The 21138-nt window shown below is 71.6% G+C and carries 13 protein-coding genes; 8 read left to right on the top strand and 5 right to left on the bottom strand.

Annotated elements, in window-relative coordinates; all coding sequences use genetic code 11:
• Positions 1-456: 456 nt before the first annotated feature.
• From ileS to ACK2IS_RS11220, 4 genes are all read left to right on the top strand, one after another.
• A complete protein-coding gene (gene ileS, locus ACK2IS_RS11235) occupies positions 457-3759 on the top strand; it encodes an isoleucine--tRNA ligase (protein WP_409483417.1) in 3303 nt (1100 codons plus the stop codon).
• A 248-nt stretch (positions 3760-4007) separates the two neighbouring features.
• Entirely contained in the window at positions 4008-5354 is a 1347-nt protein-coding gene (locus ACK2IS_RS11230) for a bifunctional folylpolyglutamate synthase/dihydrofolate synthase (protein ID WP_409485667.1), read from the top strand.
• Positions 5351-5752: a DUF4233 domain-containing protein gene (locus ACK2IS_RS11225; protein WP_409483416.1), complete on the top strand. Its 402-nt coding sequence runs from the start codon at positions 5351-5353 to the stop codon at positions 5750-5752. Before ACK2IS_RS11230 ends, ACK2IS_RS11225 begins: the two co-directional genes overlap by 4 nt.
• Positions 5753-5913: 161 nt before the next feature.
• Positions 5914-7767 carry a LamG-like jellyroll fold domain-containing protein gene (locus ACK2IS_RS11220; protein WP_409483415.1) on the top strand — a complete coding sequence of 618 codons (1854 nt, stop codon included), beginning with the start codon at positions 5914-5916 and terminating at the stop codon, positions 7765-7767.
• Between the two features lie 103 nt (positions 7768-7870).
• Here ACK2IS_RS11220 and ACK2IS_RS11215 read toward each other — a convergent pair whose 3' ends face one another.
• A complete protein-coding gene (locus ACK2IS_RS11215; protein ID WP_409483414.1) occupies positions 7871-9628 on the bottom strand; it encodes a M4 family metallopeptidase in 1758 nt (585 codons plus the stop codon).
• 208 nt (positions 9629-9836) lie between these two features.
• Here ACK2IS_RS11215 and ndk point away from each other — a divergent pair, with 208 nt between their 5' ends.
• Positions 9837-10268, top strand: a complete 432-nt coding sequence (ndk, locus tag ACK2IS_RS11210) for a nucleoside-diphosphate kinase (RefSeq protein WP_409483413.1) — start codon at positions 9837-9839, stop codon at positions 10266-10268.
• Between the two features lie 75 nt (positions 10269-10343).
• Here the strand turns inward: ndk and ACK2IS_RS11205 are convergent, their stop codons facing one another.
• From ACK2IS_RS11205 to ACK2IS_RS11195, 3 genes are all read right to left on the bottom strand, one after another.
• Entirely contained in the window at positions 10344-10919 is a 576-nt protein-coding gene (locus ACK2IS_RS11205; protein WP_409483412.1) for a MarR family winged helix-turn-helix transcriptional regulator, read from the bottom strand.
• Between the two features lie 93 nt (positions 10920-11012).
• Positions 11013-11210 (bottom strand): YbdD/YjiX family protein, encoded by a 198-nt coding sequence (locus ACK2IS_RS11200; protein WP_409483411.1) that lies wholly within the window; start codon positions 11208-11210, stop codon positions 11013-11015.
• Between the two features lie 13 nt (positions 11211-11223).
• Positions 11224-13488, bottom strand: a complete 2265-nt coding sequence (locus ACK2IS_RS11195) for a carbon starvation CstA family protein (RefSeq protein WP_409483410.1) — start codon at positions 13486-13488, stop codon at positions 11224-11226.
• Between the two features lie 168 nt (positions 13489-13656).
• Between ACK2IS_RS11195 and lpdA the strand changes: the two genes are divergently transcribed.
• Positions 13657-15054, top strand: coding sequence for a dihydrolipoyl dehydrogenase (gene lpdA, locus ACK2IS_RS11190; RefSeq protein ID WP_409483409.1), 1398 nt, complete (start codon positions 13657-13659; stop codon positions 15052-15054).
• A 170-nt stretch (positions 15055-15224) separates the two neighbouring features.
• Here the strand turns inward: lpdA and ACK2IS_RS11185 are convergent, their stop codons facing one another.
• Complete coding sequence (locus tag ACK2IS_RS11185) at positions 15225-17600, bottom strand: putative bifunctional diguanylate cyclase/phosphodiesterase (protein WP_409483408.1); 2376 nt, start codon at positions 17598-17600, stop codon at positions 15225-15227.
• Positions 17601-17932: 332 nt separating this feature from the next.
• Between ACK2IS_RS11185 and rpsO the strand changes: the two genes are divergently transcribed.
• Both rpsO and ACK2IS_RS11175 read left to right on the top strand, forming a co-directional pair.
• Positions 17933-18202, top strand: a complete 270-nt coding sequence (gene rpsO / locus ACK2IS_RS11180; protein ID WP_241452338.1) for a 30S ribosomal protein S15 — start codon at positions 17933-17935, stop codon at positions 18200-18202.
• Positions 18203-18375: 173 nt separating this feature from the next.
• A complete protein-coding gene (locus tag ACK2IS_RS11175; protein ID WP_409483407.1) occupies positions 18376-20880 on the top strand; it encodes a polyribonucleotide nucleotidyltransferase in 2505 nt (834 codons plus the stop codon).
• Positions 20881-21138 lie beyond the last annotated feature (258 nt).

Genomic DNA, 21138 nt, shown 5'->3' with positions numbered 1-21138 from the left:
AGGTCGGCCACGCGTCCCCTGCGTCGCTGCCCCATCACGATCCTGCGGACCGGTCGAGCAGGGCGGAGACGTCGTCCGGTCGGGAGCCGATCACCTCGTCGATGCTACGCAGGGCGTCCTCGGGCCCGTCACGACAGGGGCAGGGATCACGGCCCTGAGGCGCGCCCGCCGTGGACCGGGACGGTGGCTGGCGACCCTGCCGCTCGGATACGATGGGGCACAGACGTCCGAGCCGCTATCACCGGCGAGTCTCCGGAAGAACGGCGCCCAGCACGCACGACAGCGGCAGGGGGCTCACTAGACCCGGACGGGTGGGCCCGTCACAGCCTTCGGCCAGAGCGGCCGGTGCGCCCCAGGCGTGCCGGCAAGCGAGGTGGTACCGCGGGTCTTCCGGCATACGACCGGATCTCGTCCTCGTGCAGAGATGATCTCAGCGACCACCAGGGAGCCCGCCCCATGACCTATCCCCAGGTCTCCACCGACCCGCAGCAGCCCGACGCCCCCGCCGGCGTGCAGCCAAGCCCGCGCTTCCCGGAGATCGAGGAGCGCATCCTGCGCTACTGGGACCAGGACGGCACCTTCCAGGCGTCGGTGGACCAGCGCCCGGCCGGTGCGGACGGCGCCAACGAGTTCGTGTTCTACGACGGCCCGCCCTTCGCCAACGGCCTGCCGCACTACGGCCACCTGCTGACCGGCTACGTCAAGGACATCGTCCCGCGTTACCAGACGATGCGCGGCAAGCACGTGGAGCGCCGCTTCGGCTGGGACACCCACGGCCTGCCCGCCGAGCTCGAGGCCATGCGCCAGCTCGGCATCAGGACCACCGAGGAGATCCACGAGCTGGGCGTGGAGACCTTCAACAAGGAGTGCCGCGAGTCGGTGCTGCGCTACACCGACGAGTGGCAGGACTACGTCACCCGGCAGGCGCGCTGGGTCGACTTCGACGACGACTACAAGACGCTCGAGCCGGAGTACATGGAGAGCGTCATCTGGGCGTTCAAGCAGCTGCACGACAAGGGGCTGGCCTACGAGGGCTTCCGGGTCCTGCCGTACTGCTGGAACGACGAGACGCCGCTGTCCAACCACGAGCTGCGCATGGACGACGACGTCTACCAGCAGCGCCAGGACCCGGCCGTCACCGTGGGCTACCGCATCACCTCGCCCGGGCCCTTCGAGGGCGTCAAGGCGCTGATCTGGACGACCACGCCGTGGACCCTGCCGAGCAACCTCGCCGTGATGGTGGGGGAGGACATCACGTATGTCGTGGTGGAGTCCGACCTGCCCACCGGCCGACCCGAGCGCTACCTGCTCGCCGAGCCGCGGCTGCAGGCCTACGCCCGCGAGCTCTTCGGCGACGCCAAGGCCGACGTGGCCGAGCGGGTGCTGGAGCGCCACCAGGGCGCCGACCTCGTGGGGCTGACCTATGACCCGCCGTTCTCCTACTACCGCGGCCACGACCGCGCCTTCCGCCTGGTGCCGGCGGAGTTCGTCACCACCACGGACGGCACCGGGCTGGTCCACACCGCCGGGGCCTTCGGCGAGGACGACAAGGTCGTCACCGACCGCGAGGGCATCGAGGCGGTCATGCCGGTCGGCGGCGACGGCCGGTTCACCGCACCCGTCGAGGAGTACCAGGGACAGCACGTCTTCGAGGCCAACGCCCCGATCATCAAGCACCTCAAGGCCGTCACCCGCGGCGAGGGCGAGACCGGCTCGGTCACCGAGGGCACGGTGCTGCTGCGCCAGGAGACCTACGAGCACTCCTACCCGCACTGCTGGCGCTGCCGGCAGCCGCTGATCTACAAGGGCGTCTCCAGCTGGTTCGTGGCCACGACCAAGATCCGGGACCGCATGCTCGAGCTCAACGAGCAGATCGGCTGGACCCCCGAGCACATCAAGCACGGCCAGTTCGGCAAGTGGCTGGAGAACACCCGCGACTGGTCGATCTCGCGAAACCGCTTCTGGGGCAGCCCGATCCCGGTGTGGAAGTCCGACGACCCGGCCTACCCGCGGGTGGACGTCTACGGCTCCTTCGCCGAGCTGGAGCGCGACTTCGGGGTCACGGTCACCGACCTGCACCGTCCCTTCGTCGACCAGCTGACCCGGCCCAACCCGGACGACCCGACCGGCCGGTCCACCATGCGCCGCGTCACCGACGTCCTGGACTGCTGGTTCGAGTCCGGGTCGATGAGCTTCGCCCAGGTGCACTATCCCTTCGAGAACCGCGAGTGGTTCGAGCACCACTTCCCCGGCGACTTCATCGTGGAGTACATCGGGCAGACGCGGGGGTGGTTCTACACCATGCACGTCATGGCCACCGCGCTGTTCGACCGGCCGGCGTTCAAGACCTGCCTGAGCCACGGCATCGTCCTCGGCAGCGACGGGCAGAAGATGTCCAAGTCGCTGCGCAACTACCCCGACGTGCGCGAGGTCTTCGAGCGGGACGGGGCCGACGCGATGCGCTGGTTCCTCATGTCCAGCCCGATCCTGCGCGGCGGCAACCTGGTCGTGACCGAGCGGGGCATCCGCGACGGGGTGCGCCAGGTGCTCATCCCGCTGTGGAACACGTGGTACTTCTTCTCGCTCTACGCCAACGCCGTCGACGGCGGCGCGGGCTACCAGGCGCGGTGGTCGACGGACTCCGAGGACGTGCTCGACCGCTATCTGCTGGCGAAGCTGCGCGAGTTCGTCGAGCAGATGCAGTCCCAGCTCGACGGGTATGACGTCGCGTCGGCGTGCGAGACCATGCGCGGCTTCCTGGACGTGCTGACCAACTGGTACGTCCGGCGCTCGCGGGAGCGCTTCTGGGACACCGGGTCCGCCGACAGGACCGTCGCCACGCAGGCCTTCGACACGCTGTACACCTGCCTGGAGGTCGTCACCCGCACCTGCGCGCCGCTGCTGCCGCTGGTGACCGAGGAGATCTGGCGGGGCCTGACCGGCGGTCGCTCGGTGCACCTGCAGGACTGGGTCGACGTCGAGTCCCTGCCGAGCGACCACGCGCTGGTCGCCCGCATGGACCGTGCCCGCGAGATCTGCTCGGTCGCGTCCTCGCTGCGCAAGGCCGAGAACCTGCGCGTGCGACTGCCGCTCGCCGACCTGACCGTCGTGACGGACGGCGCCGCCGAGCTCGCGCCCTTCGCCGACATCGTCAAGGACGAGGTCAACGTGCGCACCGTGACGCTGCGCGACGTGTCCGAGGTGTCCGCGGCGGACTTCGGCATCAGCCAGCGCCTCTCGGTCAACGCCCGCGCCGCCGGCCCGCGCATCGGCAAGGACGTGCAGGCCGCGATCAAGGGCGCCAAGTCCGGCGACTGGTCGCTCTCGCCCGAGGGTGTGGTGACTGCTGGCGGCATCGCCCTGGTCGAGGGGGAGTACACCCTGGAGACCGTGGTCGCCGGCGGCGAACAGGGCTCCCACGCCACCGCCATGCTGCCCGGCGGCGGCTTCCTCGTGCTGGACACCGAGGTCACCCCCGAGCTCGCCCGCGAGGGTCTGGCCCGCGACCTGGTCCGCGCCGTCCAGCAGGCCCGCCGCGACGCCGGCCTGGACATCTCCGACCGGATCTCCCTGACCGTCACCGGATCTCAGGAGGTCTACGACGCCACCGTCCACCACCAGGACCTGCTCGTGGAGGAGACCCTCTGCGCGCAGTTCGGCTCGGCGCCGACCCTGGACGCGATCAGCGGCGAGGGCACGACCGACGTCGAGGTGGGCGACGGCCACACCGCCCGCCTCCTGGTGAGGAAGCTCGCATGACCGACCTCGACCGGCCCACCGACGACGGCAGCAGCGGCAGCGAGCGCGGCGCCGGCGGTCACGCCGACGGCACCACGGACGGGCCCGGCCGTCACGTCGGCGGTGCCGACGACCAGACTCTGGGAGAGACCCTCGGCAGCGCCGAGCTCGACGAGCTCCTCGGCACCGGCGTCGTGCCCACCCCCCGCGGCCCCGGCCACGGCAGACGGCCCGACGCGCAGCGGGAGGCCGCCGAGCGGCTCGACACGATGCGCCGCATGCGCGAGATCGAGCGGGACATCCTCGCCCGCATCCCCGAGAACGACGCCAATCCCTCGCTCGAGCGGGTGCAGTCGGTGATGGAGCTGCTGGGCGACCCGCAACGCGCCTTCCCCGTCATACACCTGACCGGGACGAACGGGAAGACCTCCACCACCCGGCTCGTCGAGGCCCTGCTGCGCGAGCACGGCCTGACGACAGGGCGATTCACCTCGCCGCACCTGCACGACATCCGCGAGCGGATCGCGATCGGCGGCGAGCCGATCAGCGCCGAGCGCTTCGTCGCGGCGTACGACGACGTGCTGCCCTTCGTGGAGCTCGTCGACGCCCGGCTCGCCGCCGAGGGCCGCCGTCCGATGGGCTACTTCGAGGTCATCGTGTGCGTCGCCTATGCCGCGTTCGCGGACGCCCCGGTCGACGTCGCCGTGGTCGAGGTCGGCCTCGGCGGACGCTGGGACGCCACCAACGTCGCCGACGGCCAGGTCAGCGTGATCACCCCGATCGGCATCGACCACCAGCGGCTGCTCGGGGACACCATCGAGCAGATCGCGCAGGAGAAGTCCGGGATCATCAAGGCGGGCGCCATCACCGTCAGCGCCGCCCAGGAGCCGGAGGTCGTCGAGATCCTGGTCGCCCGCGCCGAGGAGGTGGGCGCCCAGATCGCCTGGGCCGGAGCGAACTTCGAGGTCCTCACCCGCGAGCAGGCGGTCGGCGGACAGCTCCTGACGATCCGTGGCCTCGCCGGGCAGTACGACGACCTGCTGGTGCCGCTGTACGGCGAGCACCAGGGCGCCAACGCGGCCCTGGCCGTCGCCGCCGTCGAGGCCTTCCTCGGCGGGGGGCAGCAGCCGCTCGACCCGGACGTCGTGCGCGCCGGCCTCGCCGCCGCCACCTCGCCCGGCCGGCTGGAGGTCGTCCGGCGCAGCCCAACGGTGATCGTCGACGCGGCGCACAACCCGCACGGCGCCCGGTCGCTGCGGCGCGCGCTCAGCGACGCGTTCACCTTCACCCGCCTGGTCGGCGTGCTCGCGATCCTGGAGGACAAGGACGTGATGGGGATCCTCGAGGAGCTCGAGCCGGCCTTCGACGAGGTGGTGGTTACCCGGTCGACGTCCCCGCGCTCGCTCGCGCCGCAGGCCCTCGGGCGGCTGGCCCGCGAGGTCTTCGGCGACGACCGGGTCACCGTGGTCGACGCCCTGCCCGACGCCCTCGAGCGCGCCGCCGAGATCGCCGAGGCCGACGCCATGGCGGGCGGCGCCGGGGCCGGCGTGGTCGCGACCGGCTCCATCACGACGGCCGCCGAGGCCCGGATGCTGCTGGGGGTGACGACGGCGTGAACGGCCTGATGCTGTACGGCGTTCCCCGCAAGCTCACCCGTCGGCTGCTCGGCACGGTCATCGGCTCCGAGGCCTGCGTCGTGCTCTTCGGAGGGCTGGTCGCCATGGCGCTGGACAAGGCGCACGGGGGCAGCGGCACCGCCGCGCTCACGGCCGGGGCGGTGACGGCGGTGCTGTGCGTGCTCGCCGCCGGGCTGCTGCGCCGCCCCTGGGGGGTGACCCTGGGCTGGCTGATCCACCTGGCCACGCTCGTCGCGACCTGGTGGGTGCCGATGATGTTCTGGGTGTTCGTGATCTTCGGCGGGCTGTGGGTGATCTCCCTGGTGCAGGGCCACAAGATCGACGACCTCGCCGACGACGCGCAGCGCCGCTACGACGCCGACCACCCCCCCGTCTGACCTACCGGCGGCGGTCGGACTCGCCGGGCCTGGTCGCCCAGGCGGGTCCGACCGCCCCCGGCAGGTCTGCTCGGCCGCAGGGCCGCAGGGCCCGCCCGCGTTCACCTGGCCGTCGCCCTCGGGCGACCGGACCGCCATCCGTGCCGCCTAGCGTGCGAGCCATGTGCCGCGACATCACCTCGTCCCCCTCCCGCCGCGCCGTCCTGACCGGGGGTGCGGCAGCCGGCCTCGGCGGGCTCGTCCTCAACACCGCCACCCCTGCGGGCGCCGCGGGCACCGGCAAGGACATCGAGGTCCTGGCGACGCAGGCCACGCACCGACGACCGCAGGTCGGCGCCCAGCAGTTCACGCTCGCGGTCATGCCGGACACGCAGTACCTCTTCGACGACGACGCGATCCACCCCGAGCCGGTCGTCTCCTCCCTGGCCTACCTGCACGCCGAGCGCGACCGCCAGGGCATCGCCTTCCTCGCCCACCTCGGCGACCTCACCCAGAACGGCGCCCAGCGGGAGGTCGACGCCATCTCCCGGGCCTGGGATCGCCTGCGCGCCAGCCGGATCCCCTTCGCCACGCTCGCGGGCAACCACGACGTGGGCAGCCGCACGGACGACCAGCGCGGACCCTCGCCCTATCTGTCGCGGTTCCGCCCCCGGGTGGGGCAGCCGGGGGTGGTGGCGGTCAGCCCGGACGGCTACAACAGCGCGCACACCTTTACCGGCGCCGGCCGGCAGTGGTTGCTGCTGTCCCTCGACTGGCGGCTGTCGGCGCAGGGATTCGCCTGGGCGGCAGGCGTCCTCGCGGCATACCGCCACCTGCCGACCATCCTCACCACCCACGAGATGGTCAGTGCGGACACCGGAGACGGGGTCGGCGTCCTCTCGGACTACGGCCGCACCCTGTGGGACCGGCTCGTCAAGGACCACGACCAGGTCATCCTCACCGTCAACGGGCACTTCTGGCCCTCGGGCAGGCTCGTGCGGCGCAACGCCGCCGGGCACGAGGTCCACTGCCACCTGGCCAACTACCAGGAGCGGTACTACGGCGGCGCGGCCATGATGCGGCTCTACCGCTTCGACCTGGCCCGCGGCGTCATCGACGTGGAGACCCTGGCCCCCTGGGTCCAGCAGCTCGACCCCGCCCGCCGCAACGAGCTCATGCAGGAGGAGCTCGTCGTCACCGGGCCGCTGGACCGGTTCACCGTCGAGATCGACTTCGCCGAGCGCTTCAGGGGATTCGCGCCGGCGCCCGTGCGGCCCGCCCGCCCCGCCGCGCAGCTCCTCGTGCCCGGCACGCTGGCCTACTGGCGCTGGGACGGTTCCGGCAGCGGCACGCTCGCCCGCGGCTCCCGGGTCCGGGACCTGTCCGGCCACGGCAACGACCTCGAGGTGGTCGCCCAGGGCTCGACGCCCGTGCGGGTCGACCCGGGTTTCCACCCCGACCAGCCCGGGCACGCCAGCATCCGGCTCGGCGGCGCCGACGCCAAGGACGGCGACCACCTGCGCACCGTCGACGGGGCGCCCCTCAACGCGGAGACCTTCGAACGTGGCTACACCGTCGAGGCGTTCTTCCGCCTGCCCGATGCCTGGACCGGGCGCGACGCCTGGACCGCGCTCCTGTCACGGCAGGGCACCGCAAAGGCGGCCGGCAAGAAGCCGGGCGACCCCGACGAGCCGCTTGCGACGCTGAGCCTGTCCGGCGCCCGCGAGCTGCAGTGGTGCGTCTATCCCCGCAGCCTGGACACCTCGCTCACGAGCTGGGGACACGAGCTGCGCCTGGACCGGTGGTGGCACGTCGCGGTCGTCAACGACACCAGGCACACCACGATGTATGTCGAGGGCTGCCCGGTCGTCCGCAATCCCGCCACCGCCAACCGCGGCCTCGCCACCCTGGGAAAGCGCTGGCTGGTCGGCGCCTACGAGTACGCCGACGTCCTCGACAAGGTGTTCCGCGGCGGCCTCGGGGACCTGCGCGTGGTCGCCCGTCCGCTCGCGCCGCGGGAGTTCTTGAACGCCTGATCCGCCGAGGGTGGTCGCACTCGCCCGGTGTCGTCGGACCTACCGGGGGCGGTCGGACTCGCCTGGGCGACGAGGCCCGGCAGATCCGACCGCCCCCGGTAGGTCAGGGGCGAACCCACTCGGCGCAGGTGGCCTTGCCGGGCTTGACCGCGATGGCGTCGAAGGCCTGCGCGACCGACCGACACTGCGGGCTGTTGGTGCCGTAGAGCTCGACCGCCGACCGGATCGCGCCCTCCCGGGCCTCGGCGTAGGTCGCGGTGGAGGTCAGCTTGGTCGTCAACGTGCGATACCAGACCCGCTCGGCCACCTCGGGACCGGCACCTGTGACCCGGCCAGCGCCGCAGGTGGGGCTGTCGTACCGGTTGGCGCCGATCCGCTTGGCCCCCGAGCCCTCCGACACCAGGTAGTACCAGTGGTTCAGCGGTCCTGAGGACAGGTGCGGATCGAGGGTGCCGAGCGTGGGGGACCAGCAGTCAGGGCTCACCCCGTCTCGCGACGGCTTGTCGAGGTAGCGCAGCGGCGTCCCGTCACCGTTGAGGTCGATGACCTCCCCGATGACGTAGTCCGGCGGGTCCGAGGGCAGAGCCGCGTGCCTCTCCACCGCGGTGCCGAAGATGTCGGAGGTCGCCTCGTCCAGACCGCCCGCCTCGCCCTCGTAGACGAGCCCCGCGCTCTGCTCGGTGACCCCGTGCGTCATCTCGTGCCCCGCGACGTCGATCTCGGTGAGCGGACGAGCGTTGCCCGCGCCGTCGCCGTACGACATCTGCTCGCCGTCCCAGAAGGCGTTGTCGTAGCTCTGGTCGTAGTGCACCCGCGACCGGACGCCCTTGCCACTGTCCCAGATCCCGTTGCGCGCCAGGACGTCCTTGAAGTAGGCGAAGGTCCGGTCGGCGCCGATCTGCGCGTCGACGGCGGCGCTCGCGGCCGACGCGGGCGTCCCGTCGCCCCACACGTTGCCGGGGCTGGTGACGACCTCCCCGGTCGAGGTGGTCCCTCGGGAGTCCGTGGTCCAGTTCCCGGTCCGCGGGTTGCGCAGCTCGTAGCTCCCGTCGATCCGGCGCGTGGTGGTCAGGGTGGAGGTTCCGGTGCGGACCCCCTTGCCGATGCCGCTGGCCTCGCCCCACACCGACAGCAGGGGAGAGGAGATCGAGGCAGGCGAGCGGGGCGGGGTGACGGAGTTCGCGCCACCTGCCCGCGCCGCCCCGTGGCGGGCGCCGCGGATCTCGTCGTAGGCGCGCAGGGTCGCCCCGGTGGTGGCGTCGATGAGGACGTTCACCCGCGCCGGCGTGCCCTGCGGGTCCAGCCCGACCGCCTTGGTCTGGTAGGCGAGGCGCTGCGAGCCCGCCCGGTCGACGTACACGACCACCTGGTCGAAGGTCAGCGCCAGACCGTTCAGGAAGCCCTGGCGCGCCTTGGCGACGGCGAGGGCCTTGCCCCGCGCCTGGGCGGAGGAGAGCTTCGGCGTGAGATCGACCGTGACCGGGCCCGTGAACACCGCGTGGTAGCCCAGGAGCTTGCCCCACCGGTCCCGGGTGATGACGATGTCGCCGCCGACGACGAGGTGGCCGCGGTAGTACCGGTCGACGCGGCTGTGCGTGGTGCCGTCCTGGTCCTTGACCGCGCTGCGGACCTGGAAGGTGTCCAGGATCGACATCTTCAGGACGCTGCGCAGGTCCGGGACGAGCAGCTGGTGACCGGCCATCAGGAAGGCGTGCTCCGCCGGGGTCAGCGCGGCGGCCGCATGCGGGGTGGCGGGCGCACCGGGCCCCTCGACCGCGCTCGCGGGCGTGCCGACCCCGATCCCTGCGACGCCGACCGCGCAGGCCAGCGCGAGCGTGCTCCTCGCGACGACGCGCGACATGTGGTGCTCCTCCCCAGGCCCGGCGCGGGTGTCGGGTCGACAGCGAGAGCGCAGACGGGCCGGTTGGACCTTGGCACCACCGCCCGGCGGGCGTAAAGAGCGAGGGCGCAGGTTGCGCCGTCCCGGCGACGTCCGGTTCCCGAGGGTGCACCCGCCATCACCAGTCCAGGCGGGTTCGCCTCGGGGTCGTGATCGCTAGGGTGGGACCATGACTGAGACCACCACCGAGCGCACCCTCGTCCTCGTCAAGCCGGACGGCGTCGAGCGCGGACTGACCGGCGAGGTCCTGCGCCGCATCGAGGCCAAGGGCTACCGCCTGGCCCAGCTGCAGATCCTCACCCCGGACGTCGACCGGCTGGCCCGGCACTACGCCGAGCACGAGGGCAAGCCGTTCTACCGGCCGCTGCTCGAGTTCATGAGCTCCGGCCCGGTCTGCGCCGCCGTCGTCGAGGGAGACCGCTGCGTCGAGGGCTTCCGCTCGTTGGCCGGCGCGACGGACCCGACCAAGGCCGCCCCCGGCACGATCCGCGGTGACCTCGGCCGCGACTGGGGACCGGGCGTGCAGCGGAATGTCGTCCACGGCTCGGACTCGCCGGAGTCGGCCGAGCGCGAGATCGGGATCTGGTTCCCCCAGGCCTGAGCGCACACCTGCCGGGGGCGGTCGGACTCGCCTGGGCGACGACGCCCGGCGGATCCGACCGCCCCCGGCAGGTCGCTAGGGGCGGGGGGGCGGCGCCGCCGGCTCCACCAGGTCGTCCAGACCCCGCATCACGGTGTCCAGCAGACCGGCCAGCTGCTCCTGCTCCTCGGTGCTGAGGACGGCGAGGACCTCCGCGTCGACGAGGTCGGCGGCGCGCACGATCTCCCGGAACCGCTCCCAGCCGCCTCGCGACAGGGAGATGAGCACCCGTGAGCGGTGGTCCGGGTCCGGTGCGCGGTCGACCAGGCCCTTGTCCACCATCTTGTCGAGCCGGTGGGTCATCGAGGACGGCACGACCCCGGTGAGGTCGGCGAGCTCGCTGGGGGTGTGGGTGCGGCCGCCGGCGGTGGCGAGCCGGGCGAGGACGGCCCACTCGCCGGACGTGAGGTCCACGTCGGCGAGCTGCGCGGCGTACCACCGCTCGAGCTGCTTGGAGACCCGGTTGACCGCGGTCATGACCCGCTGGACCTGCTTGTCGGCGCCCGCCGCGACGTAGGTCTCCACGTCCTTGGCGTACTCCTCGGCGATGCTCTGCCGGCGTCGCTCGGACCGCCGCCGGGCGCTCGGCGAGGGAGTGGGGCGGTCCGACATGGGCGCAGTGTCGCACACCCGACACGCAGCGTTGCCGGACGCAACGAATGACGGCCCGCCCCCAGGGGCGGGCCGTCATCGGTTCGCGACGGATCAGCAGCAGCGCGAGGCGGGGTTGCGCTCCTGGTCGGCGTACTTCTGCCGCCAGAACTCCCGCTCGCTCGGCAGGGGGGCGTCCGGATGCTCCCGGGCCAGGTGGGCGACGTAGCGCTCGTAGGCATCCGCCCCGGTCACCCCGCGCCAGTACCACCGGGCGGTGCGCAGCGCGGAGGCCAGGCTCGGCGTTCTCACGGGCGGTCCCGGCTCAGTGGTGTACGCCCTGCGGGGAGGGGTCCAGGCCGGCGGCCTTCCACTCCTGCAGGACGGCCTTCTCGGCGGGGGTGGGCAGGAAGGACCGAGGAGCGAAGATCCGCGACGGGACGTCCGGCTCCTCCGAGGTGGGCAGGCCCCCGGCGCGCCCGGCCCTGAGCGCGGTCAGCACGGTGGCCACGACGACCATGATCACGAGCAGGGCGAAGAGCACCGACAGTCCGGTCTGGATGGTCGTGTTGCGGATGACCGAGTCCATGTCGGCGGCCGAGGTGGCCGGCGCCACGACCTTGCCCGCGGCCTTGGCCGCGACGAACTTGTCGTGGTTGGCCCGGTACCCGATGGCGGGGTTGCTGCTGAAGATCTTGTGGAACGACGCGGTCATGGTGACCACCAGCAGCCAGGCGAGAGGTATGCCGGGGACCCAGGACCAACGCACCAGGCCCTGCTTGACCACCACCGCGAACACCACCGACAGCGCGATGCAGGCGAGCAGCTGGTTGGCGATCCCGAACAGCGGGAACAGCGTGTTGATGCCACCCAGCGGGTCGGTCACGCCCATGACCAGGATCGAGCCCCAGCCGAGCACGACGACGGCCGAGCAGATCCAGGCTCCGGCCACCCACGAGGGGTCCTTGAATCGGTGCAGGCCGGGGATGTTGCCGATGGCGTCGGAGAACATGAAGCGCGCGACCCGGGTCCCCGCGTCGATCGTGGTGAGGATGAACAGCGCCTCGAACATCACGGCGAAGTGGTACCAGAAGGCCTTCATCCCCGCGCCGCCGAAGAAGGACATCACCTGGGACATCCCCAGGGCCAGGGTGGGGGCACCACCGGTGCGGGACACGATCGACTTCTCGTGGACGTCGGCGGCCGCCTGGGTCAGCTTGGCCGCGGTCGCGGGCTCCAGCCGACCACCGCCCGGGGCGGTGAGCGGCAGCGTGTTGACCCACGCGGCGGCCTTCTCGGCGGTGCCGCCGGTCAGGCCCTTGGGCGCGTTCATGGCGAAGTACAGGTGCTGGTCCAGGATGCACGCGGTGATCAGCGCCATGATCGCGACGAAGGACTCCGTAAGCATGCCGCCGTACCCGATCATCCGGGCCTGCGACTCCTTCTCGATCAGCTTGGGGGTGGTGCCCGAGCTGATCAGCGCGTGGAAGCCGGAGATCGCCCCGCAGGCGATGGTGATGAACAGGAAGGGGAACAGCGAGCCGGCGAAGGCCGGGCCCTTGCCGGTGTGCGCGAAGCCGGTGACGGCCGGCATCTGCAGGGTCGGGGCCGTGAGGACGATGCCGAGGGCCAGGACCACGATGGTGCCGACCTTCATGAAGGTCGACAGGTAGTCGCGCGGCGCGAGCAGCAGCCACACCGGCAGCACCGAGGCGGCGAAGCCGTAGCCGCACAGCCACAGCGCCAGGGCCTTGGGGGAGAGGGTGAACAACTCCGCACCCCAGGAGGACTCGGCCACCCAGCGGCCGCCGATGACGGCTGCGAGCAGGAGTATGACGCCGATCAGCGAGACCTCGTTGACCGCGCCGGGGCGCAGGTAGCGCAGGTAGACGCCCATGAGCAGGGCGATCGGGATCGTCATCGCGATCGAGAAGACGCCCCAGGGGGACTCGGCGAGCGCGCCGATGACCACGATCCCGAGCACCGCGATCAGGATGATCATGATCGACAGCACGCCCAGGATGGCCGCCCAGCCACCGACGAAGCCCAGCTCGTCGCGGGCCATCTGACCGAGCGAGCGGCCGCGACGACGGATCGACAGGTGCAGCACGAGGTAGTCCTGCACCGCGCCCGCGAAGATCACGCCGAGGATGATCCACAGCGTGCCGGGCAGGTAACCCATCTGGGAGGCGAGCACCGGGCCCACGAGCGGGCCCGCGCCGGCGATGGCCGCGAAGTGGTGGCCGTACAGCACCCGCCGGTCGGTCGGCATGAAGTCCTTGCCGTTGTCGAGCTCCTCGGCGGGGGTCGCCCGGGTGTCCCGGGGACGTACGACGCGGTACTCGATCAGTCGGGCGTAGAAGCTGAACGCGATGACGTAGCTGCCGACGGCCGCGAGGACGACCCACACGGCGTTGACGTGCTCGCCGCGGACCACGGCGAGCATCGTCCAGGCCACGGCGGCGACGACGGCGATCAGCGCGAAGATGCCCTTGCGGGCGGGGGTGAGGGTGGCGGGTTCCTCGACCGCCACCGGGGGTCGGTCGGGGTCTGTGCGCAGGGCACGGACCCGGTCGTCGGTCAGGCTCATGAGGAGGCTTCCTGTCTCGCGCGGGAGGGTGCTGTGCTCGCGAGGGTAGAGCCGCAGGTCCAGGTGGTGTCGGACCATTCCCGTGCATGGACTCGATCGAGGAAGGATCGTTATGCACGAAGGACGGTGAGCGGGGAACCGGCGCGGGGGATGGGTAGGGTAGGAGCCATGGCTGACTTCGATGTTGTGGTCCTGGGTGCAGGCCCGGGCGGGTATGTCGCGGCGATCCGGGCCTCCCAGCTCGGCAAGAAGGTCGCGGTCGTGGAGAAGAAGTACTGGGGCGGGGTGTGCCTCAACGTCGGCTGCATCCCGTCCAAGGCGCTGCTCAAGAACGCCGAGCTCGCGCACACGCTCACGCACGAGAAGAAGAAGTACGGCATCGAGGGCGACGCGACGATGTCCTACGGCCCGACGCACGCCCGCAGCCGTCAGGTCTCGGCCGGGATCGTCAAGGGCGTCCACTTCCTGATGAAGAAGAACAAGATCACCGAGATCGACGGCTGGGGCACGCTCACCGGCCCGAAGTCGATGGACGTCAAGGCCGAGGACGGCTCCACCCGCAGCATCACCTTCGACAACCTGATCATCGCGGCGGGTGCGGTCACCCGGATGCTGCCCGGCGTCCAGGTCTCCACGAACGTCGTGACCTACGAGGAGCAGATCCTCTCCGAGGAGCTGCCCGGCTCGATCATCATCGCGGGCTCCGGCGCCATCGGCGTCGAGTTCGCCTACGTCATGAAGAACTTCGGGGTCGACGTGACCATCGTGGAGTTCCTGGACCGGATGGTCCCGACCGAGGACGCCGACGTCTCCAAGGAGCTCCTCAAGCACTACAAGAAGCTCGGCGTCAAGGTCATGACCGGCACCAAGGTCGAGTCCGTCGAGGACACCGGCTCCGGCGTCAAGGTCACCGTCACCCCAGCCAAGGGCGGCGACGCCCAGGTCCTCGAGGCCGACAAGCTCCTGTCGGCCATCGGCTTCGCGCCGCGCACCGAGGGCTACGGCCTGGAGGCCATCGGCGTCAAGCTCACCGAGCGCGGCGCCATCGAGATCGACGACTACATGCGCACCAACGTGGACGGCGTCTACGCCATCGGCGACGTCACGGCCAAGATGATGCTGGCCCACGTCGCCGAGGCCCAGGGCATCGTCGCCGCCGAGACCATCGCCGGCGCCGAGACCATGCCGATCGACTACCGCTTCGTGCCACGGGCGACCTACTGCCACCCGCAGATCGGCTCGATGGGTCTGACCGAGCAGCAGGCCAGGGACGCCGGCCACGAGGTCAAGACCGCGTCGTTCCCCTTCTCCGCCAACGGCAAGGCCATGGGCCTGGGCGAGGGGGTGGGCTTCGTCAAGATCGTCGCCGACGCGAGGTACAACGAGATCCTCGGCGCGCACATGATCGGCCCGGACGTCACCGAGCTCCTCCCGGCGCTCAACGTCGCGCAGACCTGGGACCTCACGGCCGACGAGGTCTCGCGCGTCGTCTTCGCGCACCCGACCCTCGGCGAGGCCGTCAAGGAGGCCTTGCACGGCATCGCGGGTCACATGATCAACCTCTGACGACCCGGGCCGTACGCCGACGGCGGCCGCACCCACCCGGGTGCGGCCGCCGTCGTCCGTCCTGGACCCCCGCCGGCGCCGGCATGCCCGGCCGGGCCTGACCGCTCGACCTGGCGCACCCGAGCGTCCTGTGGTCGACCGGCCCGGGGGCGATGGGCCTCGTGCCCCGCTCAGGCCGACCGGCCGTCCGCGCCCCCCGGCTCCAGCAGCCGCGGGGTGAGCCGGTCCAGCGTCGTCGGCCGCGCGAAGAGATAGCCCTGCATGGCGGTGCAGCCCAGGTCCGCGAGGATCGTCCGTTGCTCCGGCAGCTCCACGCCCTCGGCGAGCGGCTCGCGGCCGATGGACCGGCACAGGTGGACGATCGCCTCCAGGAACCCCCGCGCACCCGAGTCGCTGCCGATGTCGGTGAGGAAGGACCGGTCGAGCTTGACGACCTCGACGGGCAGCTGGCGCAGGTACTCCAGGGAGGAGTAGCCGGTCCCGAAGTCGTCGAGCCACAGCGCGACCCCGAGCCGTCGGAGCGCGGCCACGGTGTCGACCGAGGCCGCCAGGTCGAGCATGGCGAAGGTCTCGGTGACCTCGAGGATGAGCAGCTCGGCAGGCAGGCGGGTCTCGTCCAGGATCGCCGCCACCTCGGCGACGAAGTCGGGCTGGGCGATGTGCACGGTCGAGATGTTGACGCTCACCCGCAGCGGGTCCGCCGGGCGATGGGTCTGGTTCCAGACGTGGACGTCCTGACAGGCACGGTGCAGCACCCAGCGCCCGATCGCGGAGATGAGGCCGCTCTCCTCGGCGTACGGGATGAACTCGGCGGGCCCCATCAGCGGCACCCCGTCGCGTTCCCAGCGCAGCAGCGCCTCCACGGCCGTCGGCCGTCCGCTGACCGCGTCCACCATCGGTTGGTAGTGCAGCGTGAACTCGCCCTGGTGCATGGCGGCCCGCAGCTCGGCGTTCAGGCGCAGCAGCCGCCGGGCGTCGCCGACGACCTCCTCGGTGGCGAGCGCGACCGTGCCCCGGCCCGAGCGCTTGGCCCGGACCAGGGCTGCGTCGGCCGCCGACAGCGCGTCGCCGCGGTCCACGCTCCGGTCGACGTGGTGCACGCCGATGGAGCAGGTGATCTGCAGCACGTTGTGTCCCAGCGTGAACGGCTCGGACAGGGCCTGCTGCAGGGTGTGCGCGCGGCGCAGGTCCGCGGTGGTGCCGTCGGAGGCGCCGAGCACCAGGAACTCGTCCCCGGCCATCCGGGCCACGACGTCGTCCGCGCCTGCCCACCGGTCGAGCCGCGCCGCCACCGCGACGAGGAGCTGGTCGCCGATGACGTGCCCGTAGGTGTCGTTGATGGCCTTGAAGCTGTCCACGTCGACGGACATCAGGACCAGGGGTGAGGCCACGTCCGCCTCGGGCAGCCGCTGGTCCAGCGCCTCCCAGAGCCGGTGCCGGGAGCCCAGCCCGGTGAGCGCGTCGCGGGTGGCCTGCAGCCGCAGCTCCTGCTCGATGTCCAGGGACCTCATCACCTCGGCCGCGGTGTCGACCAGGGAGGTCGCCGTCGGTCGGGTCAGGCCCGCCACCGTGCCGCGGCCGGGGGTCACGGCGGCATACACCCCGGGGACGACACGGTAGGACTCCCCGTCGTGGGGGGGACGATCGGTCACCGACCAGGTGCCGGCGTGCCACAAGGTGGCCAGCTCCTTGGCGAGCGCCTCCGGGACCTCCTCGCGGTGCGCCAGGGCACGCAGCCGCTCGCTGGCCTGGTAGAGCTGCTCGGTCAGCCAGCGCTGGTGCGCGGCGCGCGCGCTCACGGCCAGGTGGCTCACCACGATGCCCAGCAGGGCGACCCCGAGGACGGCCCCGAGGGTCGAGGTGCTGCTCGCCAGCGCCACGGAGCACAGCGCCAGGCCCACGCCGACGAGGACCGGGAGGGTGCGCAGCGGGGCGGTGGCCAGGCTCGGGGCCCCGGTCCGTACGCCGTCGAGGCGGAACGCGAGCCAGACCAGCAGCTCCATGGTGAGGGCACCGATGCCGACCGCGAGCAGGGTGGCGGCCACCGTGCGGGGCGTCAGCCCGCCGCCGGGGGCGACGAGGTCGTGGTAGGTCACCGCGGTGAGCACGGAGGTCGCGGCCGTGCCCGCCAGGTTGAAGGTCGTGTGGATGGGCCGGACCCGCAGCCGCACGCAGGTGCACAGACAGACCCAGGCCATCGCGAGCACGTAGCCGGGCAGCGGGGCCACGAGCAGCAGGGGCAGGGTGACGAGCGACTCTGGAGGGTCGGTGACCCCGCTGCCGGCGAGACGGACGACACGGCTGTGCAGGACCGGCGCCACGGCGGCGACGAGCACCAGCCCGGCGAGGTAGGTGCGCGAGGTCTCCAGCGGGGACCCGTGGGGGAGGACCACCAGGGCGGCCGCGGCCCCCACGGCGAGCACGGTGGTCAGGGCGAGGTAGGCCGCGCGTGGCGGTGCGGGCGCCTGCGGCTCGGGGGAGCGGGCCAGGACGACCGGGGCCACGACGTGGTCGCGCGCCGCGAGGTCGGACGTGCTGCCGCTCATGAAACCCCTGGGTGCCGGTGCCGGTGATGTGTCCGACCGTCACCTTGGGTAGGAGTGATCCCGCGAGCGGGTGATGACGGACATCAGCACTATAGAGCGGCAGGTCGGAGCGGCGGGCGATGTCCGAAGCCGCAGCGACCAGGTGGCCGGGCGCTCGGCCCGGCGGGTCCCCGGCGGGACCGCGGCGCCCTCGCCGCCGGGCGCCCGGGGAGGATTAGGGAGGGGAAGCCCGGCGCTGCTACCGTGGATCCTTGCCGTGGACCGGCCGCGGATGGAGAGCGCCTCGGGGACGAGCCCCGAGGCACCGCGCTGTTAGGACAAGGAGTCGCTCAGTGCCCCTGGATGCTGACGTCAAGCAGAAGATCATGACCGAGTACGCCACCCACGAGGGCGACACCGGTTCCCCCGAGGTCCAGATCGCGATGCTCACGCAGCGCATCAAGGACCTCACCGAGCACGCGCGGGCGCACAAGCACGACCACCACTCCCGTCGTGGTCTGCTCCTGCTCGTCGGCCGCCGCAAGCGCATGCTGCGCTACCTCGAGGCGACCGACATCGAGCGCTACCGCGCGCTGATCAAGCGTCTGGGTCTGCGTCGCTAGTCCGTGACCTGGCATGAAGGGAGCGGCCCGCTGCGGGCCGCTCCCTTCGGCCTGCCTGGAGGGTCACGACGTCGGCAAGCCCTATCCTGGGCGAGGCGACCAGGTCGCCATGAGGAAGACCGCGCCCGCACAACGACGATGTGGTGCGCGCAGAGCAAGAGATAGGAGGACCCATGGAGGGTCCAGACATCACGTTCGCCGAAGCCGTCATCGACAACGGCCGCTTCGGCACCCGCACGGTCCGCTTCGAGACCGGCCGACTGGCCAAGCAGGCCGGCGGCGCCGTCGTCGCCTACCTGGACGACGAGACCACCCTGCTGTCCACCACCGTGGCCGGCAAGTCCCCCAAGGACCAGTTCGACTTCTTCCCCCTCACCGTCGACGTCGAGGAGCGGATGTATGCCGCGGGTCGCATCCCCGGCTCGTTCTTCCGTCGCGAGGGCCGTCCGGGCACGGACGCCATCCTCACCTGCCGACTGATCGACCGCCCGCTGCGCCCGACCTTCACGAAGGGGCTGCGCAACGAGGTCCAGGTCGTCATCACGGTGCTGTCGATCCACCCGGACCACCAGTACGACGTGCTGGCCATCAACGCCGCCTCCGCGTCCACCCAGATCTCCGGGCTGCCGTTCTCCGGCCCGGTCGGTGGCGTCCGCGTCTCCCTGATCGACGGCGAGTGGGTCGCGTTCCCCAACTTCTCCGACATCGAGCGCTCCGTCTTCGACATGGTCGTCGCCGGGCGCAAGGTGACCACCAAGGACGGCGACGACGTCGCGATCATGATGGTCGAGGCCGAGTCTACCGAGTTCACCTGGGACCTGATCCGGACCGAGGGCAAGCAGGCCCCGACCGAGGAGATCGTCGCCCAGGGCCTGGAGGCCGCCAAGAAGTTCATCGCCGTCCTGTGCACCGCGCAGGAGGAGCTGGCCGCGCAGGCCGCCAAGCCGGTGCAGGACTTCCCGATCTTCCTGGACTACCAGGACGACGCCTACACCGCGGTGGAGCAGGCCGCCGAGGGCGAGCTCAAGCCGCTGCTCGCCATCGCGGGCAAGCAGGAGCGCGAGGACAAGCTCGACGAGCTCAAGGACCGCCTCAAGGCGGACCTGGCCGGCGAAGGCAAGCCCTTCGAGGGCCGGGAGAAGGAGATCTCCGCGGCCTACCGCTCCGTGCAGAAGAAGCTCGTCCGCGAGCGCATCCTGCGCGACAAGGTCCGCATCGACGGGCGCGGTCTGGCGGACATCCGGGCCCTGTCGGCCGAGGTCGAGGTGCTGCCGCGCGTCCACGGCTCGGCGATCTTCGAGCGCGGCGAGACCCAGATCATGGGTGTCACCACGCTCAACATGCTGCGCATGGAGCAGCAGATCGACTCGCTCAGCCCGGTCACGCGTCGGCGCTACATGCACAACTACAACTTCCCGCCGTTCTCCACCGGTGAGACCGGGCGCGTCGGCTCGCCGAAGCGTCGCGAGATCGGCCACGGCGCCCTCGCCGAGCGTGCGCTGATGCCGGTGCTCCCGACGCGCGAGGAGTTCCCCTACGCGATCCGTCAGGTCTCCGAGGCGCTGGGCTCCAACGGCTCCACCTCGATGGGCTCGGTCTGCGCGTCCACCCTGTCGCTGCTCAACGCCGGTGTGCCGCTGCGTGCACCCGTCGCCGGCATCGCCATGGGTCTGGTCTCGGCGGAGATCGACGGCGAGACGCAGTACGCCGCGCTCACCGACATCCTCGGGGCCGAGGACGCCTTCGGCGACATGGACTTCAAGGTCGCCGGCACCAAGGAGTTCGTCACCGCCATCCAGCTCGACACCAAGCTCGACGGCATCCCGGCCTCCGTGCTGGCCGGCGCGCTGACCCAGGCCCGCGACGCGCGCCTGCACATCCTGGACGTCATGGCCGAGGCCATCGACGTGCCGGACGAGATGAGCCCCTACGCCCCGCGCGTCATCGCGGTGCAGGTGCCCGTCGACAAGATCGGCGAGGTCATCGGGCCCAAGGGCAAGATGATCAACCAGATCCAGGAGGAGACCGGCGCCGACATCTCCATCGAGGACGACGGCACGGTCTACATCGGCGCCACCGACGGCCCCTCCGCCGAGGCGGCCCGGGCTGCGGTCAACGCCATCGCCAACCCGCAGATGCCGGAGATCGGGGAGCGGTTCCTGGGCACCGTCGTCAAGACCACCACCTTCGGCGCCTTCGTCTCCCTGCTGCCGGGCAAGGACGGTCTGCTGCACATCTCCGAGGTGCGCAAGCTCGTCGGTGGCAAGCGCATCGACGCGGTCGAGGACGTCCTCGGCGTGGGCCAGAAGGTCCAGGTCGAGCTCAAGGAGATCGACCCGCGCGGCAAGCTCTCCCTGGCGGCGGTCCTGACCGAGGAGCAGGCGGCGGCTGCGGCTGCCGCTGCTTCCGAGCAGGGCTCCTCCGACCGCGGTGAGCGCACCGACCGCGGCGAGCGCACCGAGCGCGGGGACCGCGAGGACCGCGGCGAGCGGCGTGAGCGCCCCCGTCGTGAGCGTCGTGACGACGAGGACGGGGAGGGTGAGCGTCGCTCGCGCTCCCGCAGCCGCCGTCGTCGTCCGGAGGCCACCGAGGAGGGCGCGGGCACCCCGGCGGCCGACCAGGTCGTCGAGGCCGTGGCGGACGGCAACGAGGCGACGGCGACCTCCGAGGACGCCTGAGCCGCGGCGTTGCCCGAACGGCAGGGCCGGTCACCCCACGGGTGGCCGGCCCTGCCGGCATACCCGGACGGTCGTGCGCCTGCCACCGCCTCGAGGATGACTGGCCGTGATGGTGCATGGACAGGGTGGTCTGCCCCTCGTAGAGGTCTGGTCCACGCTGCGTGCCAGGAGACCCGGACAGGTCAGGGTGTCGCACGAAATCTCCTCTGGAGCCTGGTAATCGGCTGGCGGCAGGGCTACCTTGACGACCGTTCGGCG

It is taken from the genome of Arsenicicoccus dermatophilus (genome assembly GCF_046267915.1).
GTDB classification, from domain to species: Bacteria; Actinomycetota; Actinomycetes; order Actinomycetales; family Dermatophilaceae; genus Arsenicicoccus; species Arsenicicoccus dermatophilus_A.
Note: the sequence above shows the minus strand (reverse complement) of the source record. Positions and strands in the feature narration are given on the sequence as shown.

Coding starts and splice junctions, on each gene's coding strand:
- ndk (WP_409483413.1), top strand. CDS start 9,837: ATGACTGAGACCACCACCGAGCGCACCCTCGTCCTCGTCAAGCCGGAC.
- ACK2IS_RS11230 (WP_409485667.1), top strand. CDS start 4,008: ATGCGCCGCATGCGCGAGATCGAGCGGGACATCCTCGCCCGCATCCCC.
- ileS (WP_409483417.1), top strand. CDS start 457: ATGACCTATCCCCAGGTCTCCACCGACCCGCAGCAGCCCGACGCCCCC.
- ACK2IS_RS11185 (WP_409483408.1), bottom strand. CDS start 17,600: ATGAGCGGCAGCACGTCCGACCTCGCGGCGCGCGACCACGTCGTGGCC.
- ACK2IS_RS11175 (WP_409483407.1), top strand. CDS start 18,376: ATGGAGGGTCCAGACATCACGTTCGCCGAAGCCGTCATCGACAACGGC.
- ACK2IS_RS11220 (WP_409483415.1), top strand. CDS start 5,914: ATGTGCCGCGACATCACCTCGTCCCCCTCCCGCCGCGCCGTCCTGACC.
- ACK2IS_RS11205 (WP_409483412.1), bottom strand. CDS start 10,919: ATGTCGGACCGCCCCACTCCCTCGCCGAGCGCCCGGCGGCGGTCCGAG.
- ACK2IS_RS11215 (WP_409483414.1), bottom strand. CDS start 9,628: ATGTCGCGCGTCGTCGCGAGGAGCACGCTCGCGCTGGCCTGCGCGGTC.
- lpdA (WP_409483409.1), top strand. CDS start 13,657: ATGGCTGACTTCGATGTTGTGGTCCTGGGTGCAGGCCCGGGCGGGTAT.
- ACK2IS_RS11195 (WP_409483410.1), bottom strand. CDS start 13,488: ATGAGCCTGACCGACGACCGGGTCCGTGCCCTGCGCACAGACCCCGAC.